The following is an 18,741-nucleotide window of genomic DNA, read 5'->3' as shown; positions in this document are numbered from 1 at the left end:
CGCCGCCGCCACCCGGCAGTTGTTATTTATTCTTCGCTTCGAGAGTGGCGAACCACGGGGCGATAAAGTCTTCCGTCTGGCCCCAGCCCGGAATGATTTTACCCAGCGAGGCAACGTTCACCGCCCCCGGCTGCGCCGCCAGCAGCGCCTGCGGAATAGCCGCCGCTTTGAAGTCGTAGGTGGCAGGGGTCAGCTCCCCGGCAATCTTATTGGCGATCAGCCGCACGTTGGTGGCGCCGATAAGCTTCGGATCCACCGCCACGCTCACCTTCCACGGGCTGCCGGATTCACGCATCAATTGCAGGTCCTGGTTAGAAATATCAATGCTGTAGAGTTTAATCTCGCTGCGACCGTTCTCCTTCAGCGCTTTATAGGCCCCCTGGCTGAACGCATCCCAGGTTCCCCAAATCGCATCGATCTTGCCTTTCGGGTATTTGGCCAGAATCGCGCCGACCTTATTGGCGGTGTCGCCCTGCACGTCGGAAGAGACGGCGCCAATCGACTCCAGCTCTTTAATCCCCGGGTTTTGCTTCAGCAACGTCTGGTACGCTGCCTGGCGGCGCTCCATCGGCGGGAAACCGGCGACCCACAGTTTGACGATGTTGGCTTTGCCGTTGAAGTCTTTCACCAGTTGGCCAAAGGAGAGATCGGTCAGCGAGGCGTCATCCTGTTGGGTGACGGTGACGCCGGGGATCTCGCCGTTAACCGCAGTATCGAACACGGCGACTTTAATCCCGGCGTCCACCGCTTTTTTCACCAGCGCAGTCGAGTACGGATCGCGTCCCTGGGAGAGAATAATGCCGTCGTATTTCTGGCTAATTGCCTGGTTAACGAAGTCCTGGAATTTGGCGTCATCGCCGTTACTCAGGAAGGTGCTGATTTTAAAACCGAGCTTTTTCCCCTCCTGAATCGCCCCGGAGACAAACTGGGTGGTGTTATCGTCGGATCCCAGATTACGGATAACCGCAATGCGAATCGGACCGCTATGTTCGGCAATCGCCGCCGGGATCGGCGTCGGGGTTTCCGCAAAGGCCGCCGCAGAGTTGAACAACCCCAAGGCGATCAGTGAAAGCGTTATCTTTTTCATGGTGTTTACCCTGTAAAATTTTATGTGCGGCGCTGAAAGTAGGTCAGTGCGAGCGCGCCAGCCAGCACCAGCCCTTTAATAATGTCCATGGCGTAATACGGCACCGACAGCATCACCAGACCGTTGGAAAGCACGCCAAGAATCACCGCGCCGACCAGCGTGCCCAGCGCGTTTGGTTTACCTGAACCCGCCAGGGAAAAGCCAATCCACGCCGCCGCCACCGCATCCATCAGGTAGCCGCTGCCAGCATTAACCTGCGAGGAACCGATGCGCGAGGCCAGTAAAATGCCGCCCAGCCCGGCCAGCAGCGAGGCGATAACATAGGCCGCCACTTTATAGCGGGTGATGCGCAGCCCGGAGAGCCGCGCAGCCTCTGGGTTTCCGCCGATGGCGTACATTCTGCGCCCGTGCGTGGTGAACGAGAGCGCCAGCTGGGCAACCACGGTCACCACCAGCATCACTATCACAATCGTAGGCACCTGTCCCAACGCACCGAAGGCGGCCGGAATCACCCCTTCCGCCATGTCACCGCTTGGCAATACCATATTCTCGGTAATCGAGCCGCCGTAGCTGTAGGTCATTGCCACGCCCTGAATCACAAACAGGCTGGCGAGGGTGGCGAGCATGTCGGGAATGCGCAGGACGACAATCAAAAAAGCGTTGAACAGCCCCACCAGCGTACAGAGCGCCAGGGTGACTAGGATCGCCTCAGTAGTGCCAAAGCCGTGCCAGACAAACAGCGAGATAACCAGCGCGTTTGCCAGCGAGGCCGTTGAGCCCACCGACAGGTCAAAGCCGCCGATGGTCAACGACACAGAGACGCCAATCGCAATCACCGTCACAATGGCGATGGAGCGCAAAATGTTGATGATATTGAACGGGTCGAGGAAGTTGTCCGAGGCGAGGCCAAAAACGGCGATCAGCGCCACCACGGTCAGCAACATGCCCCATTTATAAAGAAAATCAAAAAATCGCTGACGACCCGATGCCGTCGCGTTCACTGTCAGGGCCTTGCTCACGCTGCTGCTCCTCCGGTGGAGTAATAAAGTAGTGTCTCTTCCCGGGCCTCAGCGCCCGGTATTTCTGCGACGATACGACCATCCCACAACACGCAAATGCGGTCGCACAATCCCACCAGCTCAGAAAATTCGCCCGAGGCATAAATCACCCCTTTGCCCTCTCGCGCCAGCCCGTCGATCAGGGTGAACAGGTCGGTTTTTGCTTTCACATCGACGCCCTTGGTCGGCTCATCGAATATCAAGACGTTGGCGTTGCCGCGCAGCCATTTGCCGATCGCCACCTTCTGCTGATTACCGCCGGACAGCCGACGCAGGGTCTGGCCCGGACCGGTTGTACGAATGCCGATGCGGGCAATCACCTCTTCCGCCCAGCGCCATGCCTGGCGATGGCCGAACAGGCTCCAGCGCGAAAAGCTGTTATCGGCGCTAACCGCCAGATTCATACCGATCGGTTCTTCGATAAAAATGCCCTCTTTGCGCCGCTCTTCCGGCACCAGCGCCAGCCCGCGCAGCACAGAATCGGCCGGGTCGCGAGGTCGCCACGGCTGGCTGTTCAACTCCCCGCGCGTCAGGCGGCTTTTGCTGGCGCCAAACAGCGCTTTGCACAGTTCGGTTTTTCCCGCCCCGGCCAGGCCGGCGATACCAAGGATTTCGCCTTTGCGCAGACGCAGCGAAATATCCTGCAGCAGCCCCTCATCATGCAGACCGTCAACCTGTAACAGAATCTCTTCGCCGTGCGGCGGACGTTTCGGCGGGAAGATATCGCTCAGCTCGTGGCCGAGCATCTTCTCGACGATCTGCTCGCCGCTCAGATCGTTCATCGGGCAGCTCTCAATCAGCTTCCCGTCGCGCAACACCGTCAGGGTGTCGCAGATAGCCTTCAGCTCATGAATGCGGTGGGAGATAAACACCACGCCGATCCCCTGCTGTTGCAGGCGGCGTACCACCGTAAACAGGCGCTCGCTTTCATGCTGATCGAGCGGCGCGGTAGGTTCATCCAGAATCAAAAACCGGCAATGGTGCGACAGCGCGCGGGCCAGCAGAATCTGCTGCTTCTCCGCGAGGGTACAGCTGTCGATGGGGCGACGCACATCGAGCGTAATATCCAGTTGGGCCAGAGCCTCGCGCGCCTGTTCGCGCACCGCGCGCCAGCTAAAGCCCAGCCCCGGCTCCGCCAGGCGATCCAGCATAATGTTTTCCGCAATGGACAGGCCGGGCACCAGCGCCACATCGACCTCCTGCTGCACCAGATGAATGCCCAGCTGTTTCGCATCCCGCGGCGAGCGAACGCTCACCGGCTGGTTATTGATGACGATCTCGCCCTCATAGTGGGCGTGCGTTCCGCACAGCACCGCCATCAGCGTCGATTTCCCCGCCCCGTTAGCACCGGTCAGCGCGTGTACCGACCCTCCCCGCAGGGTGAACGCCACATTGCTCAGCGCCCTGAAACCGGAAAAGGCCAGATTAATGTTGTTCATCTCAAGACGATTCACTGTCATCCGCCGGGACCTTTACGATTAATATTCTGATTTAACGAATTTTTCACAGCCGACCTTGACTGACAACTGCGTAAAAGGCATAAGATAAAACGAAATAATATTAGCCATCCGGATGTCCAGACATAACATCAGGTTAGCGAAACGAAATAAGGACAGCGTTCATGAGCAACAGCGATATCCGCGTAGTACCCGGCCCGGCTAACTATTTTTCCCATGACGGCAGCCTTGCCCGCCTGCACGATTTTTACAGTGACGAGCAGCTTACCCGCGCCATCTGGATCTACGGCGAGCGCGCCATCGCCGGTGCGCAGGCGTTCCTGCCGCAGGCGTTTCACGCCGTCGGCGCCAAAAAAGTGCTGTTTAGCGGGCACTGCAGCGAAAGCGACGTCGCGCAGCTGGTCGCCGAAGCCGGGGATGACCGGGCCGTGGTGATCGGCGTCGGCGGCGGCGCACTGCTGGATACCGCCAAGGCCGTGGCCCGCCGCTTAGGCCTGCCGGTGGTAGCCATTCCGACCATCGCCGCCACCTGTGCCGCGTGGACCCCGCTGTCGGTGTGGTACAACGACGCCGGGCAGGCGCTGCATTTTGAAATCTTCGATGATGCCAACTTCCTGGTGCTGGTGGAGCCGCAAATCATCCTCAACGCCCCGGCGGAATATCTGCTGGCGGGAATCGGCGATACGCTGGCGAAATGGTATGAGGCGGTGGTGCTGGCACCGAAACCGGAAACGTTGCCGCTGACCGTACGCCTGGGGATTAACGGCGCGCTGGCCATTCGCGACGTTCTGCTGAAAAGCAGCGAGACCGCGCTGGCGGATCAGCAGCACGGCGAGCTGTCGCAGGCGTTCCGCGATGTGACGGATGCCATTATCGCTGGCGGCGGGATGGTCGGCGGCTTAGGCGAACGCTATACCCGCGTCGCCGCCGCCCATGCGGTGCATAACGGCCTGACAATTCTGCCGCAGACCGATAAATTCCTGCATGGCACCAAGGTCGCCTACGGCATTCTGGTGCAAAGCGCCCTGCTGGGTCAGGACGATGTGCTGGCTCAGTTGATTAACGCCTGGCAGCGTTTCAACCTGCCCACCACCCTGGCGGAACTCGACGTGGATATCCACAACCGCGACGAACTGGATCGGGTCATCGCCCATACTCTGCGCCCGGTGGAATCAATCCACTTCCTGCCGGTGGAACTAACGCCGCAAAGCCTGGCCGCCGCGTTTGAGAAAGTGGAAAACTTCCGCAGACAGGTGCATTGACGGACGGGAATCTCGCTCTGTACCTCATGATGCATCTGCCACTCACAGTACGAGGTCATCATGCAGATCGAGTGAACGGGTAAAAAAACGTTGGTTACCGGGGCCAGCCCGGCAGCCGGACAAATCTCCGCTACCGGTCTGGATGTTGATGGGGGACTTAATGCCTGAAGGAAGGGCTTAACAACACTTCGCGCCGCCTTTTCCGCCGTAGCGCGCATCCTGTCGCTCGCGAAAGAACTCTTCATAGGTCATCGGCGTTTGCTCAGGATGCGTCTGGCGAATATGCTCGACATAATTATCGTAATCGGGCACGCCGATCATCATTTTCGCCGCCTGACCCAAATACTTCCCGGCTTTCGAAAGGGTATCAAACATAGTGCTCTCTCATGACTCCCCCCTTTCCGCACGCGAAAAGGGGGTTAGGTTTAATGTGCGCGCTTTGCCTGAGCCGCCATCGGCTCTGCGCCGTCAGGTAACGCCTCATAAGGCGTCTCTTTCGCCGTCGGTTTATCCTCTTTCAACGCCGCCAGCGCGGTTTTGATGGAGAAGAACGCCAGCACCACCACGACCACCATAAAGAAGAGGGTTAACCCCGCATCCAGGCGGTTGTTAAAGACCAGCTGCGCCAGCTGAGATTCGGTGTACTGAGGCGGAATCGTACCGCTGTCGATCATCGCCTGGAACTTATTGGCAATCGCCAGGAAGCCGACTTTGGTATCCGGGCTGAACGACTTCTGCCAGCCGGCGGTCAGGGTGCAAATCAACAGCCAGGTCGTCGGCAGCAGCGCCACCCAGGCATAGCGTTCGCGCTTCATTTTAAACAGTACCACCGCACACAGCATCAATGCCATCCCCGCCAGCATCTGGTTCGCGATACCAAACAGCGGCCACAGGGTGTTAATCCCGCCGAGCGGGTCAACAACCCCTTGATGCAGGAAGTATCCCCACGCCAGCACGCAAAGCCCGGTCGCCAGCAGGTTGGCCGGCAGCGAGTTGGTTTTCTTCAGGCCTGGGCTTATCACGCCCAGCAAATCCTGCAGCATAAAGCGCGCCGCACGGGTCCCGGCATCAACCGCCGTCAGGATGAACAGCGCTTCAAACAGAATGGCGAAGTGATACCAGAAGGAGACATCCATCAGGCCGCCCAGCGAGCCGTGCAGGATGTAGGCCATCCCCACCGCCAGCGTCGGCGCGCCGCCTGCCCGCGAGATGATCGACTGCTCGCCCACTTCGCTGGCTATCTGGCGCAGCGTATCCGGCGTAATGCTAAAGCCCCAGCTGCTGACCACCTGCGCGGCAGAGGCCACCACATCGGTGGTGCCAGCCGGCGCCAGTACCGCCATCGGGCTGTTCATCGCAAAGTAGACGCCCGGATCGATAACGCAGGCCGCCACCAGCGCCATGATGGCGACAAAGGACTCCATCAGCATGCCGCCATAGCCGATAAAGCAGGCCTGGCCCTCATTCGCCAGCATCTTCGGCGTGGTCCCGGATGAAATCAGCGCATGGAAGCCGGAGACCGCGCCGCAGGCGATGGTGATAAACAGGAACGGGAACATGCTGCCGGACCAGACCGGGCCGGTGCCGTCAATAAATTTGGTCAGCGCCGGCATGGTCAGCGTCGGGCGCATAATCAAAATACCAATCGCCAGCCCGACGATGGTGCCGATTTTCAGGAAGGTCGACAGGTAATCACGCGGCGCCAATAGCAGCCACACCGGAAGAACGGCGGCAATAAAACCATAGCCCACCAGAATCCAGGTCAGCTGTACGCCGGTATAATCAAACCACGGCGCCCAGGTCGGGCTTTCCGCCACCCACCCGCCGGAGACAATCGCGAACACCAGCATCACCAGACCAATCACCGACACTTCGCCGATGCGTCCCGGACGCAGGTAGCGAATGTAGATCCCCATAAAGATCGCCAGCGGGATAGTAAAGGCCACGGTATAGGTACCCCACGGGCTGTGGGTCAGCGCTTTGACCACGATCATCGCCAGTACCGCGAGGATAATCACCATAATCATAAAGCAGGCCACCAGCGCCAGCACGCCAGCGGTTGGCCCCATCTCTTCTTTCACCAGCTCGCCGAGAGATCGTCCATCGCGGCGGGTCGAAACAAACAGCACCATAAAGTCCTGCACCGCGCCAGCCAGCACCACCCCGGCGAGGATCCAGATCATTCCCGGCAGATAGCCCATTTGCGCCGCCAGCACCGGCCCCACCAGCGGCCCTGCACCGGCAATCGCCGCAAAATGATGACCGAACAGCACTTTTTTATCGGTCGGGACATAATCAAGGCCGTCGTTGTGACGAACGGCGGGGGTCATGCGCGTAGGGTCAACCGCCAGCACATTGTTGGCGATATAGAGACCGTAAAAACGATAGGCAATCAGATAAATGCAGACTGCCGCGACGACAATCCATAACGCATTAATCTGTTCACCCCGGTTTAAGGCGATGTAGCCGAGGGCAAAGGCTCCGACAACCGAGAGCAATGTCCAGATGAGGTATTTCCCTGAATGATTCATCGTTGCGTTCCACCGGTAAGGTAATCAGAATGTTACATTTTGTTTCTAGAACACAACGCCGGGTTTAACAACATTGAAACCGTACAGATGTCGTGCAAAGGCAAGGATTTATCTCACATTGCTAGCGAGATCACTTCTGAAGGGAAAATGGAATGTATCGCCAGCAAGAAAGCGCTACATGATACATCGTCAGACGCCCCCCGGATTGCGGCGTAAACGCCTTATCCGGGCTACCCGACCGCACAGCCAGGAAAACAGAGACGTAGCCCAGGACCCGTAGCCCCGGTAAGCGTAGCGCCACCGGGGAACCAGCCGCAGACATATCGCAACACGAAGGACCCGTGGGACCCGTGGGACCCGTAGCCCCGGTAAGCGTAGCGCCACCGGGGAACCAGCCGCAGACATATCGCAACACGAAGGACCCGTGGGACCCGTAGCCCCGGTAAGCGTAGCGCCACCGGGGAGTCAGCCACAGACATATCGCAACACGAAGGACCCGTAGCACCCGTAGCCCCGGTAAGCGTAGCGCCACCGGGGAGTCAGCCGCAGACATATCGCAACACGAAGGACCCGTGGGACCCGTAGCCCGGCTAAGGCGTTTACGCCGCCAGCCGGGATCAGCCCTCCTCAGCCGAGGACCGCCGTGCTCAGGCGGCAGGTACAGCAGCGGCGGCCCCGCTCGTCGAACACCGCAATCTCCCAGCTCTGATTCTGACGTCCCAGGTGTAGAGGGCGACACTCGCCGCGCACGCGACCGCTTGAGACCGCCCGATGATGGGTCGCATTCAGCTCGGTCCCCACCAGGCACTGCCCCTCTTCGCTCATCAGCCAGCCGGCCATCGACCCCAGCGTCTCCGCCAGCGCCGCCGACGCTCCGCCGTGCAGCAGACCAAACGGCTGATGCGTACGCGCATCAACCGGCATACTCGCCTCCAGCAGCCCCTCTTCCAGCCGGGTGTAGACGATCCCCAGATGCGCCACCATCGTATTTTCGCTGGTGGCATTAAGCGCCTCCAGCGTCAACTGACGTTTCCAGGCCATTTACGCCCCCAGCGTCGAGCCGCCGTCGACCACGATATCCTGCAGCGTGATATGGCTGGCGTGATCGGAAGCGAGGAACAGGATCGTGCTGGCAATCTCCTGCGGGCGCGCAATTTTACCCAACGGGATCCCGAGCTTAAACTGCTCGCCGAAACCGCGGATACGGCGCTGCTCGGCATCCTCACTCAGCCACAGCGTGCGCTGCATATCGGTGTCGGTGGAGCCCGGAGAGACCAGGTTGCAGCGTACGCCGCTGCCCGCCAGCTCGAGGCCCACGGTCAGCGCCAGACTTTTCAGCGCCGCCTTTGAGGCGCCGTAGGCGCTCATGCCGATGCGCGGCGTATGCGCGGCATCGGAGGCGACGGTGACGATGGCTCCGCCCTGCTGGCGACGGAACTGGCCCATCGTCTGCTGAAACAGGTTAAACGCCCCGCCGACGTTGACGGCGAAAGTCTGCTGCCATGCGTCCAGACTCAGCTCGTCGGTCGCGCCCATGCGCAAAATTCCCGCGGCGTTAACCAGCACATCCAGCCGGTCAATGCCTTGCAGCAGATGTCCGCAGACCCCGGCCACCTGCTGCGCATTGGCAACATCCAGCGTGTGGGTGGCAAAGGGATAGTCATCCCCCTCAAACGCGAGATCGAAACCGCTTACCCGGGCGCCGGCTTCGACAAACGCCAGCGCCGTCGCGTAACCAATGCCTTTACCGGCGCCGGTGACCCAAACGGTTTGCCCCTGAAAATCCAGCGCGGCCATTATTTCACCTCACGGGAGAGCAGCGCCCACCAGGCGTCAATGGTCGGGTTTTTCGCCAGCATCACGAAGTCAATATCACCGTGCATTTTGCGCCAACGGGCGGCCAGCGCCATCATGCGTACGGAGTCCAGACCGTAGTCGATCAGGTTTTCGTCATCCATGGGCTCGTCGGATTCATCGAGCAGCGGCAGCACCAGCGCCCGCAGCGCCGTTTTTGAGGCCGGCAGCGGCAGCAGCTCTTCGGTCATGACGACGCGACCGCAGCGGCCGGCAACATATTTCAGCGACATCAGATGTTCTTCGCGGCTAAAGTCCGCCAGCGCATCGGCGACGAAGAACGGTTTAATATCGCGCATAAAGGCGTCGGTCGCGGTGGTCATACAGCCAATATGGGCATAGACGCCGGTGATAATCAGCTGATCGCGGCCGCTCTCTTTGAGCCTCTCTTCCAGCGGCGAACGGTGAAACGCGCTGTAGCGCCACTTCACCAGCACGGTGTCGTGTTCATCCGGCGCCAGCGCGGCAATCACCCGCTGCTGCTCCGGTGAACGGGTCAACCCCGGCCCCCACATATCATTTAGCAGGGCGCGATCTTCATCGCTTTGCTCTTTCGGCTGCGCGGTGTAAAACACCGGAATGTTATTCCGTTTGCAGAACTCGCGCAGCGCGGCAATGTTCGCCACCACTTTCGCCATCATCGCGCTGTCTTTCCCCCAGAAGTTGAGGAAATACTCCTGCATATCGTGGATCAACAGCGCAGCGCGGGAAGGCTCAAAGGCCCAGTTCACTTTATTCACCGGGATGTCGCTGGCTTCCGGCAGCACGTAAGCCTGTAATTGAGGGATGGCCATTCTCTTTTCTCCTTCAGCCCGGCTCGCGTGAAGCCAGCCACTGGCGTAATTGTTTTTTATCGACTTTGCCCACCGGCGTCAGCGGCAGCGCATCCACGCACTCCACGCGGTCCGGCAGTTTAAATTCCGCGACGCCCTGCTCGCGCAGGAAGCGACGTACCGCCACCGCACGCAGCGGCTCTTTCACCACCAGGTACGCGCAGCTTTTCTCGCCCAGCAGGCTATCTTCCATGCTGACCAGCGCGGCATGGATCACCGCCGGATGACGCAGCAGCAGGTTTTCAACCTCCTCCGCCGCGATCTTCTCGCCGCCGCGGTTAATCTGATCTTTTTCCCGCCCCTGCACGGTGATGTAGCCGTCCTCGTCGATCGAGATAAGATCGCCGGAACAGTAAAAACCATCGGCATCAAACGCTTCGGCGTTGTGCTGCGGACTGTTGTAGTAGCCGCGGAAAGTGTATGGACCCCGGGTCATCAGACGCCCCACCTCGCCGCGCGGCAGCGGGTTGCCGTCGGCATCGGCGACCCAGACCTCATCGTCCGGGCACATCGGGCAACCCTGGGTATTGATAATGCGTTCAAGGCTGTCGTTGAGGCGGGTGTAGTTCACCAGCCCTTCCGCCATGCCGAAGACCTGCTGAAGCTGGCAGCCAATCTCCGCCGGGATCCGCGCCGCCAGCGTTGCCGACAGGCGCGCGCCGCCGACCTGCAGCAGCGTCAGCGAACGCAGCGGCGCATTCCCGGCCCCTTCGCGGATCGCCTGTAGCCACAGGCTGACCGCCGGCGGTACCAGCGCAGCGACGTTAATCTGATGTTGCTCGATCAGCGGGAAGCACAGGGTTGCGCTCGGATCGGCGGCCAGAATCACCCGGCCACCGGCGAGAAACACGCCAAGGGAACCCGGCGAGCTCATCGCGTAGTTGTGGGCGGCGGGCAGCGCGTTGAGGTAGCGGGTTTGCGCGCTGATGCCGCAAATTTCGTTACTGCGACGGATGCTGTAGTCGTAGTCGTTATGGGTGCGAGGTATCAGCTTCGGCGTACCGGTACTGCCGCCGGAGAGCTGGAAAAAGGCCACTTCATCGGCAGGTGTCGGATTAGCGATAAAGTTCTCCGCTGGCCGCGCAATCGCCGCCGCCAGATCGTATTCGCCGCAATCGTTGCGCAGCAGCACAACCCGTACTGACGCGTGCTGCTCAACAAAGCTATTCAGGAAATGGTCAGCGGCAAACAGCGCATGCTCGCGATCGGCAATCAGCAGCGCGGGCTCAATTTGCGTCGCGTAGGCATTCAGCTCGCTGCGCTGATGGCTGAACAACGCGTTCACCGGCGCCACCCCGATGCGCAGCAGCGCGAACAGGGTGATGTAGAACTCGGCGACGTTGCCCAACTGCACCAGCGCGGTTTCGCCGCGCTTGAGCCCCAGATGCTGAAGCGATGAGGCCAGGTTATCCACCAGCTGATTGAACTGACGATAGCTGTACTGCTTAGCACCGTCGATAATGGCGATGGCGTCGCTGTCGGCGTGACGGGTAATCAGGTTGGTGAGCGGCAGATCCTGCCAGTAGCCCTTTTCGCGGTAGCGGGCGGCAAAACTTTCCGGCCAGCGGTTAAATGCAATCATCATCGCCTCTTAATTCAAGCCAAACACATTCAGCATGGTCGTCAGTTTGACGCCGGTTTCGCGCCACTCCCCTAGCGGAGAGGAGGCCGGGACAATCCCCGCGCCGGCGAACAGACGCAGCGTGCGATTGCGCAGGCGGGCGCAGCGAATCGTCACCACCCACTCGCCGTTCCCTTCGTCATCACACCAGCCAACGATGCCGCCGAACAGCTGGCGATCGAACGGTTCCAGCTCGGCAATCAGCCGTTTCGCCACCTGATGGGGGAAACCGCTCAGGGCCGGGGTCGGATGCAGCAGGCAGGCCAGCGACATCGCGTTTTCCTGCGCCAGCGCTGTCCCTTCAATCGGCGTCGCCAGATGCCACAGCGTCGGCGTGGTGACCAGTTGCGGAGAATCCGGCAGCGACAGCGCACGACAGCGCGGCGTCAGCACCGTCTTCATCGCCTGGGTCACCAGTTCGTGCTCGTGGCGATCTTTTCCGGATGTCAGCAGTTTGTTACCCGCTTCGCGATCCAGCACGTCATCCGGCTGGCGACGGGCCGAACCGGCCAGCGGCAGGGAGCTGAAACGATCGCCCTCTTTGCGTAGCAGCAGTTCCGGGCTGGCACCCAGCAGTACGCCGCCGTCGGAGAGCGGCACGTGGAAATTAAAGCTGGCAGGATTCTGCGCGATCAGGCGCTCAAGCAACGCGCCGCTGTCCACGCATTCGCGGGTGGTAATATCGATCAGGCGCGACAGGACAACCTTGTCCACTTCCGGCGTCGCGGTCAGCTCAGCGGCCCGCTCCACCATCGCCATAAACACATCCTGTTGCGGAATGTCCTGACGCGCCACGACATCCATTGCCGTCCGGGTGCAGGAGTAGCGCGCCGACTGTTGTTTACCGGTACGGGAGAAGTGCTCCAGGCTCTCAGGAATAAACAGCTCGGAAGGCTGGTTGGTATCAAACGGGATAGCGCCGACCATCACCGGTTTACGGATCCCGGCAGCCTTCGCGTCGGTGAACGCGGCCGCCATGTGGTGCTGGAATTTGCCGTTGAGCAGCGCGCCATCGGCGGCAGAATGGGAAAAACGGCGAAAACAGCCCGCGGTCTGAAAACTGCGGTGCGGCGACATAAAGAAGAAGCTTTCCGGCGACAGAGTCATATTTTGTTCCCGTACCTCCTCGGCCAGTGACGTTTCCATATCATCCTCCAAAAAACGATAAAGATATTACGAATAATTATCATTTATATTTTTGTTGGGTAACCTAAAAGGTATTGCCTGCCATGTCAACCGTACAAACGGCATGTTGTGCGACTTAGGCTTGCATCCATGCGTGACAAAGTTGAAAATGAGACGCATTTATATCAACTTAACCAGGATGCGAATACGTGAATTTGTCCACATTATGTCGCCGTACCCTGCTGGCCTGCGGGCTGGCGCTTTTAGCAATGACTTCAGCTCTGGCGGCCGACTGGCCTCGTCAGGTGACCGATAGCCGCGGTGAGCATACGCTGGAAAGCAAACCCCTGCGCATTGTCTCCACCAGCGTCACCCTCACCGGCTCGCTGCTGGCGATTGACGCGCCGGTGGTCGCCAGCGGCGCCACCACGCCGAATAACCGCGTGGCCGACGCTCAGGGATTTCTGCGTCAGTGGAGCGCCGTCGCGAAAGAGCGTAATCTCGCGCGCCTGTATATCGGCGAACCCAGCGCCGAGGCCGTGGCCGCGCAAATGCCGGATCTGATTCTGATTAGCGCCACCGGCGGTGACTCCGCCCTTGCGCTGTACGACCAGCTCTCCACCATCGCGCCGACGCTCATTATTAATTACGACGATAAAAGCTGGCAGGCGCTGCTGACCGAACTGGGGCACATCACCGGCCAGGAAAAGCAGGCGTCGGCGCGTATTGCCGAGTTCGATAAGCAGCTCGCCACCCTGAAGCACCAGATGAAACTCCCGCCGCAGCCGGTGAGCGCGCTGGTGTACACCGCCGCCGCCCACAGCGCCAACCTGTGGACGGCGGAATCCGCTCAGGGCCAGATGCTGGAACAGCTGGGCTTCACCCTGGCGACCTTGCCTGCCGGTCTGCATACCAGCCAGAGCCAGGGAAAACGCCATGACATTATCCAACTGGGCGGCGAAAATTTAGCCGCTGGCCTCACTGGCAACAGCCTGTTCCTGTTCGCCGGCGACGATAAAGATGCGGCGGCGATTTACGCCAACCCGCTGCTGGCGCACCTCCCGGCGGTAAAGAACAAGCGCGTCTATCCGCTCGGTACAGAAACATTTCGCCTCGATTACTACAGCGCCATACTGGTACTGCAGCGTCTCACGACGCTCTTCGGCTAACTCTCATTCCCGGCTGGCGCTGCGCCTGCGCGTTTAACTTTCGCTGACCGCCTCAGGACGCTGGAAACGACGCAGCTCTCCCAGCAGCCCCATCAGTATTATGCCGACAATCACCAGCGCCCAACCGCTGGCGCTCGCCGACGCGACCGGGGTCATCATCGCCCCCAGCCCGCCGAGCAACGCGGCGCCAATGGCATCGCCAGTAACGTTCTGCGCGGTCCACAGGCCGTTAATCCGCCCGAGCATCGCTTCCGGCGTCTGGGTCTGAATCAGGGTGTACTGCAACAGCGAGCTGATCGCGCTCAGCCAGCCAAACAGCGCCAGACACAGCGCGCCCAGTGCCCAGACCGGCATCAGGCTGAACAGCGCAATGGCGACAAATGAGCCGACCGTGGTCATCAGCATCAAAGCGCCCGGTTTCGCCGTTTGCGCCAGCTGACCGCTGGTCAACGCCCCCAGCGCTGCCCCCAGCGGAATAGCGGCATACAGCAAACCAATCTGCGAGGCCGACATCTGCCAGCCGTCGGCCAGCGCCGGGTAAAGCACCCGCACCGCGCTCGCCATGGTCAGCAGACCGCCCAGCAGGGCAATCCCGCCAATCAGCGGGCTATTGAAGAGGAACTTCAGTCCCGCCAGCAGCGACTTGAGCGGATGTTCCCGCGGCTGAGGAGGCGGTGGTAGCAGCGGCAGACGCAGCAGGGTCAGAGTGGTGATAAACGTGCCCGCCGCCGCCAGGCCATAGTTCCAGGCCACGCCGCCGGTGGCCAGCAGCAGACCGCCGATCATCGGCGAAATCACCGATCCCAGGCGCACCGTCAGCATGGTGATCGCCCCGGCCTGCATCAGATTCTCACGCCCGACCAGCGCGGGTGTCGCCGCCAGCAGTGCCGTCACGCCCAGCGAAGCAAAAAAACCGTCCCAGATCCCCAGCAGATAGATGGCGAGTAGCGACGGCTCAGGCAGCAGCGCGTTGAGGCACAGACCGACAAAGCCCACGCCGCAGGTCCCCCGCGCCAGCAGAATCAACCGTTTCCGCTCATAGCGATCCGCCAGCACACCACCGACCATCAGGCCAACAAACATCGAGCAGCCGGTCAAGGTGACCGAGAGCCCCACCTGCCAGGTAGAGTGGGTCATCATCTGGATTTGGACCGGGATCGCCACACCCAGCAGGCCGAGCGACAGGATCGAGATAAAACGGGCGATAAAGACGGCGCGAAACGCCGGATGAGTTTGCAGCAGACTGAGATTCAGCAGCCGGGATTGTCGGTTCATGACAGCGCCTTGTTATTCTTTTCCATCAACGCGCGATCGTTCAGCCTGCGTCTTTACGGGCTGCGCTTCCTTAGCCCGGTCATACGGTTAGCGATGCTTCCAGGCAAGCGTGCGTTTGCCGCCGCGATGCATTCTGAATGATTTTGCGTATACCATTCTTGTGGGCCGCCATGCTAACATAACTGAATAGAATCGATAACGATAATTACTATCATTATCATGTCAGGGATGTGAATTATGTCGTTTTCTACGACCACGGTGCGCGCCGTCGCCGTACCGGGTCTGTTACTCGTCTTAGCCTTTGCTATCGCTCTCAGCCTGCTGATTGGCGCCAGACCTCTTCCATTGCGCGTCGTCGTGGAGGCTTTCTCCGGTACCTGCCAGAGCGCCGACTGCACTATCGTGCTGGACGCCCGGCTGCCGCGAACCCTGGCGGGACTGCTGGCCGGCGCCGCGCTGGGCCTGGCAGGATCGCTGATGCAGACTCTGACGCGTAATCCCCTTGCCGACCCCGGCATTCTCGGGGTGAACTCCGGCGCCAGCTTCGCGATTGTGCTGGGCGCCGCGCTGTTTGGCATCCACTCCCCGCAGGAACAACTGCTAATGTCGTTTTGCGGCGCGTTTGGCGCCTCGCTGCTGGTGGCCTTTACCGGCAGTCAGGGCGGCGGCCAGCTCAGCCCGGTTCGCCTGACGCTAGCCGGTGTGGCGCTGGCCGCCGTGCTGGAGGGGCTCTCCAACGGGATTGCGCTCCTCAATCCCGATGTTTATGACCAGCTACGTTTCTGGCAGGCCGGCTCGCTGGATATCCGCACCCTGCAGACGCTGAAAATCGTCCTCCTGCCGGTAGTGCTTGCCGCCGCCGTGGCTCTGCTGTTAAGTCGGGCGTTGAACAGCCTGAGTCTCGGCAACGATACCGCCACCGCCCTCGGCAGTCGGGTCGCCCGTACTCAGGTCATCGGCCTGCTGGCGATTACCGTGCTCTGCGGTAGCGCCACGGCGGTGGTTGGCCCCATCGCCTTTATCGGCCTGATGATGCCGCATATGTCGCGCTGGCTGGTGGGCGCCGACCATCGCTGGTCGCTGCCGGTGACCCTGCTGGCTACCCCTGCCCTGCTGCTGTTTGCCGATGTATTGGGGCGCCTGCTGGTTCCCGGCGAACTGCGAGTCTCGGTAGTCAGCGCCTTTATCGGTGCGCCGGTGCTGATTTGGCTGGTGCGCCGTCAGCCGCGCGGAGGTGCAATATGATAGCCCCCTCCCGCCGACTGCTGCTCAGTTGCCTGATTCTGCTGGCCGCCAGCCTGCTGGTCTCCCTTTGGGGACTCGGCAGCGGCCTGGTGCCGTTAAGCGTCAGGCAGGTGCTTTCCGCTCTGCTGGGCGATGCGCCGCGCAATATCACCATGGTGGTCACCGAATGGCGGTTGCCGCGGGTGCTGATGGCGCTGCTGATCGGCGCGGGACTTGGCGTCAGCGGCGCCATTTTTCAGTCGCTGATGCGCAACCCGCTGGGCAGCCCGGATGTGATGGGCTTCAATACCGGTGCCTGGAGCGGCGTGCTGGTGGCGATGGTGATGTTCGGCCAGAACCTGACGGCGATTGCGCTGGCGGCGATGACCGGCGGCGTGCTGACCGCGCTGGTGGTCTGGCTGCTGGCCTGGCGCAACGGCATCGAAACGTTCCGCCTGATTATTATCGGCATCGGCGTTCGCGCCATGCTGGTGGCCTTCAATACCTGGCTGCTGCTACGCGCCTCGCTGGAGACCGCCCTCTCCGCCGGGCTGTGGAATGCCGGTTCGCTCAATGGCCTGACCTGGGGGAAAACCTGGCCCTCCGCGCCGCTGATTGTGCTGATGCTGGTCGCGGCGGCGCTGCTGGCGCGGCGCATGCGCCTGCTGGAGATGGGCGACGATACCGCCTGCGCGCTCGGCGTGCGGGTGGAACGTTCGCGCCTGCTGATGATGCTGGTGGGCGTGGTGCTGACCGCCGCCGCCACCGCGCTGGCGGGGCCAATCTCGTTTATCGCCCTGGTCGCGCCGCATATCGCTCGTCGCCTGAGCGGCACCGCGCGCTGGGGATTAACCCAATCGGCGCTCTGCGGCGCGCTGCTGCTGGCGCTGGCTGACTACAGCGCCCAGCGCCTGTTTATGCCCTATCAATTACCGGTGGGTGTGGTGACCGTCAGCCTCGGCGGCATCTATCTCATCGCGCTGTTAATTCAGGAGTCCCGCAAAAAATGACCGCCGAAACGACCCGTTTGCGCGGCGACCAGCTAACCCTGGCGTACGGCAAAAAGACCATCGCCGAATCGCTGAATGTGACCATTCCGGACGGCCATTTCACCGCGATCATTGGCCCCAACGGCTGCGGGAAATCGACGCTGCTGCGTACCCTGAGTCGCCTGATGACGCCGGCCAGCGGCCATGTTTATCTCGACGGTGAGCAGATCCAGCGCTATGCCAGCAAAGAGGTGGCGAAACGCATCGGTCTGCTGGCGCAAAATGCCACTACGCCGGGGGATATTACCGTTCAGGAGCTGGTGGCGCGCGGCCGCTATCCGCATCAGCCGCTGTTTACCCGCTGGCGTAAAGAGGATGATGACGCGGTCAACAGCGCCATGAGGGCGACCGGAATAACCGACCTGGCGCGACAAAGCGTCGATACGCTCTCCGGCGGGCAACGGCAGCGGGCCTGGATTGCGATGGTGCTGGCGCAGGAAACGGCCATTATGCTGCTCGACGAGCCCACCACCTGGCTGGATATCAGCCATCAAATCGACCTGCTGGAGCTGCTGAGCGAGCTGAATCGCGAGAAGGGATATACCCTGGCGGCGGTGCTGCACGACCTTAACCAGGCCTGCCGTTACGCAACGCATTTGATTGCCTTGCGCGACGGCAAAATCGTCGCCGAAGGGGCGCCGAAAGAGATTGTCACCGCCGAATTGATCGAGCGGATTTATGGCCTGCGCTGCATGATCATCGACGATCCGGTCACCCATACCCCGCTGGTGGTGCCGCTGGGACGCCGGTAGCGAGTTCCATGACGGCCACACTCCCGGCTCGCGCTACGCTTAGCCGGGCTACCTGAGCCAGGCTGGCATGATGCCCGGCGGCGCTGCGCTTGCGCGGGCCTACGGGACGAATGCCGAGCGCCTGACCGGGTCAGCGTCGCACCACCCGGCAAAATACCGGCACAGAGGCGTAGCCCGGGTAAGGCGTTTACGCCGCGACCCGGGAATAACGCCCGTCCGGGCAGGTTAATACGAGACGAATGCCGAGCACCAGGCCGAGTCAGCGTCGCACCACCCGGCAAAATACCGGCACAAAGGCGTAGCCCGGGTAAGGCGTTTACGCCGCCACCCGGGAATAATGCCCGCCCGGATAAGGCGCTTGCGCCTTATCCGGGAATAACGCCCGTCCGGGCAGGTTAATACGAGACGAATGCCGAGCGCCAGACCGGGTCAGCGTCGCACCAC

The 18,741-nt window shown here is 61.1% G+C and carries 16 protein-coding genes and 1 pseudogene; 6 read left to right on the top strand and 11 right to left on the bottom strand.

The genetic code is table 11. The features are described 5' to 3' along the window. Window positions 1-22: 22 nt before the first annotated feature. From FNY10_RS01920 to FNY10_RS01910, 3 genes are read right to left on the bottom strand one after another with little or no spacing between them, the layout of a single operon-like run. Complete coding sequence (locus FNY10_RS01920; protein WP_160702032.1) at window positions 23-1,087, bottom strand: sugar ABC transporter substrate-binding protein; 1,065 nt, start codon at window positions 1,085-1,087, stop codon at window positions 23-25. A gap of 20 nt (window positions 1,088-1,107) precedes the next feature. Next, window positions 1,108-2,106, bottom strand: coding sequence for an ABC transporter permease (locus FNY10_RS01915; RefSeq protein WP_141965115.1), 999 nt, complete (start codon window positions 2,104-2,106; stop codon window positions 1,108-1,110). Continuing rightward, complete coding sequence (locus tag FNY10_RS01910) at window positions 2,103-3,605, bottom strand: sugar ABC transporter ATP-binding protein (RefSeq protein ID WP_160702034.1); 1,503 nt, start codon at window positions 3,603-3,605, stop codon at window positions 2,103-2,105. The genes FNY10_RS01915 and FNY10_RS01910 overlap by 4 nt, the downstream gene beginning before the upstream one ends. A 161-nt stretch (window positions 3,606-3,766) precedes the next feature. Here FNY10_RS01910 and FNY10_RS01905 point away from each other — a divergent pair, with 161 nt between their 5' ends. Together FNY10_RS01905 and FNY10_RS26740 are read left to right on the top strand one after the other, a co-directional pair. After that, complete coding sequence (locus tag FNY10_RS01905; protein WP_160702036.1) at window positions 3,767-4,864, top strand: oxidoreductase; 1,098 nt, start codon at window positions 3,767-3,769, stop codon at window positions 4,862-4,864. A 102-nt stretch (window positions 4,865-4,966) separates the two neighbouring features. Further along, window positions 4,967-5,032, top strand: a pseudogene (locus FNY10_RS26740) (hypothetical protein); the annotation flags it as partial. 9 nt (window positions 5,033-5,041) lie between these two features. Here FNY10_RS26740 and FNY10_RS01900 read toward each other — a convergent pair. The 7 genes from FNY10_RS01900 to entC form a co-directional block, all read right to left on the bottom strand. Beyond that, window positions 5,042-5,239, bottom strand: a complete 198-nt coding sequence (locus FNY10_RS01900) for a YbdD/YjiX family protein (protein ID WP_032688939.1) — start codon at window positions 5,237-5,239, stop codon at window positions 5,042-5,044. Window positions 5,240-5,289: 50 nt separating this feature from the next. Continuing rightward, window positions 5,290-7,395, bottom strand: a complete 2,106-nt coding sequence (gene cstA / locus FNY10_RS01895; RefSeq protein ID WP_131047629.1) for a pyruvate/proton symporter CstA — start codon at window positions 7,393-7,395, stop codon at window positions 5,290-5,292. A gap of 627 nt (window positions 7,396-8,022) precedes the next feature. Next, window positions 8,023-8,436 (bottom strand): proofreading thioesterase EntH, encoded by a 414-nt coding sequence (entH, locus tag FNY10_RS01890; RefSeq protein WP_160702038.1) that lies wholly within the window; start codon window positions 8,434-8,436, stop codon window positions 8,023-8,025. Beyond that, complete coding sequence (gene entA, locus FNY10_RS01885) at window positions 8,437-9,192, bottom strand: 2,3-dihydro-2,3-dihydroxybenzoate dehydrogenase EntA (RefSeq protein ID WP_131047628.1); 756 nt, start codon at window positions 9,190-9,192, stop codon at window positions 8,437-8,439. It lies immediately after the preceding gene. Beyond that, on the bottom strand, window positions 9,192-10,043 hold the full coding sequence (locus tag FNY10_RS01880; protein WP_160702040.1) for an isochorismatase: 852 nt from the start codon (window positions 10,041-10,043) through the stop codon (window positions 9,192-9,194). The genes entA and FNY10_RS01880 overlap by 1 nt, the downstream gene beginning before the upstream one ends. A 13-nt stretch (window positions 10,044-10,056) precedes the next feature. Continuing rightward, complete coding sequence (entE, locus tag FNY10_RS01875) at window positions 10,057-11,664, bottom strand: (2,3-dihydroxybenzoyl)adenylate synthase EntE (protein ID WP_160702567.1); 1,608 nt, start codon at window positions 11,662-11,664, stop codon at window positions 10,057-10,059. 9 nt (window positions 11,665-11,673) lie between these two features. Then, window positions 11,674-12,849 carry an isochorismate synthase EntC gene (entC, locus tag FNY10_RS01870; protein ID WP_160702042.1) on the bottom strand — a complete coding sequence of 392 codons (1,176 nt, stop codon included), beginning with the start codon at window positions 12,847-12,849 and terminating at the stop codon, window positions 11,674-11,676. A 248-nt stretch (window positions 12,850-13,097) separates the two neighbouring features. Between entC and fepB the strand changes: the two genes are divergently transcribed. Next, window positions 13,098-13,997 (top strand): Fe2+-enterobactin ABC transporter substrate-binding protein, encoded by a 900-nt coding sequence (fepB, locus tag FNY10_RS01865; protein WP_160702569.1) that lies wholly within the window; start codon window positions 13,098-13,100, stop codon window positions 13,995-13,997. A 33-nt stretch (window positions 13,998-14,030) separates the two neighbouring features. Here the strand turns inward: fepB and entS are convergent, their stop codons facing one another. Beyond that, window positions 14,031-15,272, bottom strand: coding sequence for an enterobactin transporter EntS (gene entS / locus FNY10_RS01860; RefSeq protein ID WP_160702044.1), 1,242 nt, complete (start codon window positions 15,270-15,272; stop codon window positions 14,031-14,033). A gap of 237 nt (window positions 15,273-15,509) precedes the next feature. Between entS and fepD the strand changes: the two genes are divergently transcribed. The 3 genes from fepD to fepC are packed head-to-tail and all read left to right on the top strand — an operon-like array spanning window position 15,510 to window position 18,297. Next, complete coding sequence (fepD, locus tag FNY10_RS01855; protein ID WP_131047622.1) at window positions 15,510-16,517, top strand: Fe(3+)-siderophore ABC transporter permease; 1,008 nt, start codon at window positions 15,510-15,512, stop codon at window positions 16,515-16,517. Then, a complete protein-coding gene (gene fepG, locus FNY10_RS01850; RefSeq protein ID WP_160702046.1) occupies window positions 16,514-17,506 on the top strand; it encodes an iron-enterobactin ABC transporter permease in 993 nt (330 codons plus the stop codon). The genes fepD and fepG overlap by 4 nt, the downstream gene beginning before the upstream one ends. Further along, entirely contained in the window at window positions 17,503-18,297 is a 795-nt protein-coding gene (gene fepC, locus FNY10_RS01845) for an iron-enterobactin ABC transporter ATP-binding protein (protein ID WP_141965122.1), read from the top strand. The genes fepG and fepC overlap by 4 nt, the downstream gene beginning before the upstream one ends. The last annotated feature ends 444 nt before the right edge of the window (window positions 18,298-18,741 follow it).

Source organism: Klebsiella sp. Lac1 (assembly GCF_009825425.1).
In the GTDB taxonomy this organism is placed as follows: Bacteria; Pseudomonadota; Gammaproteobacteria; order Enterobacterales; family Enterobacteriaceae; genus Klebsiella; species Klebsiella electrica.
The sequence above is the reverse complement of the archived record's forward strand: the minus strand, read 5'-3'. Positions and strand labels throughout refer to the sequence as shown.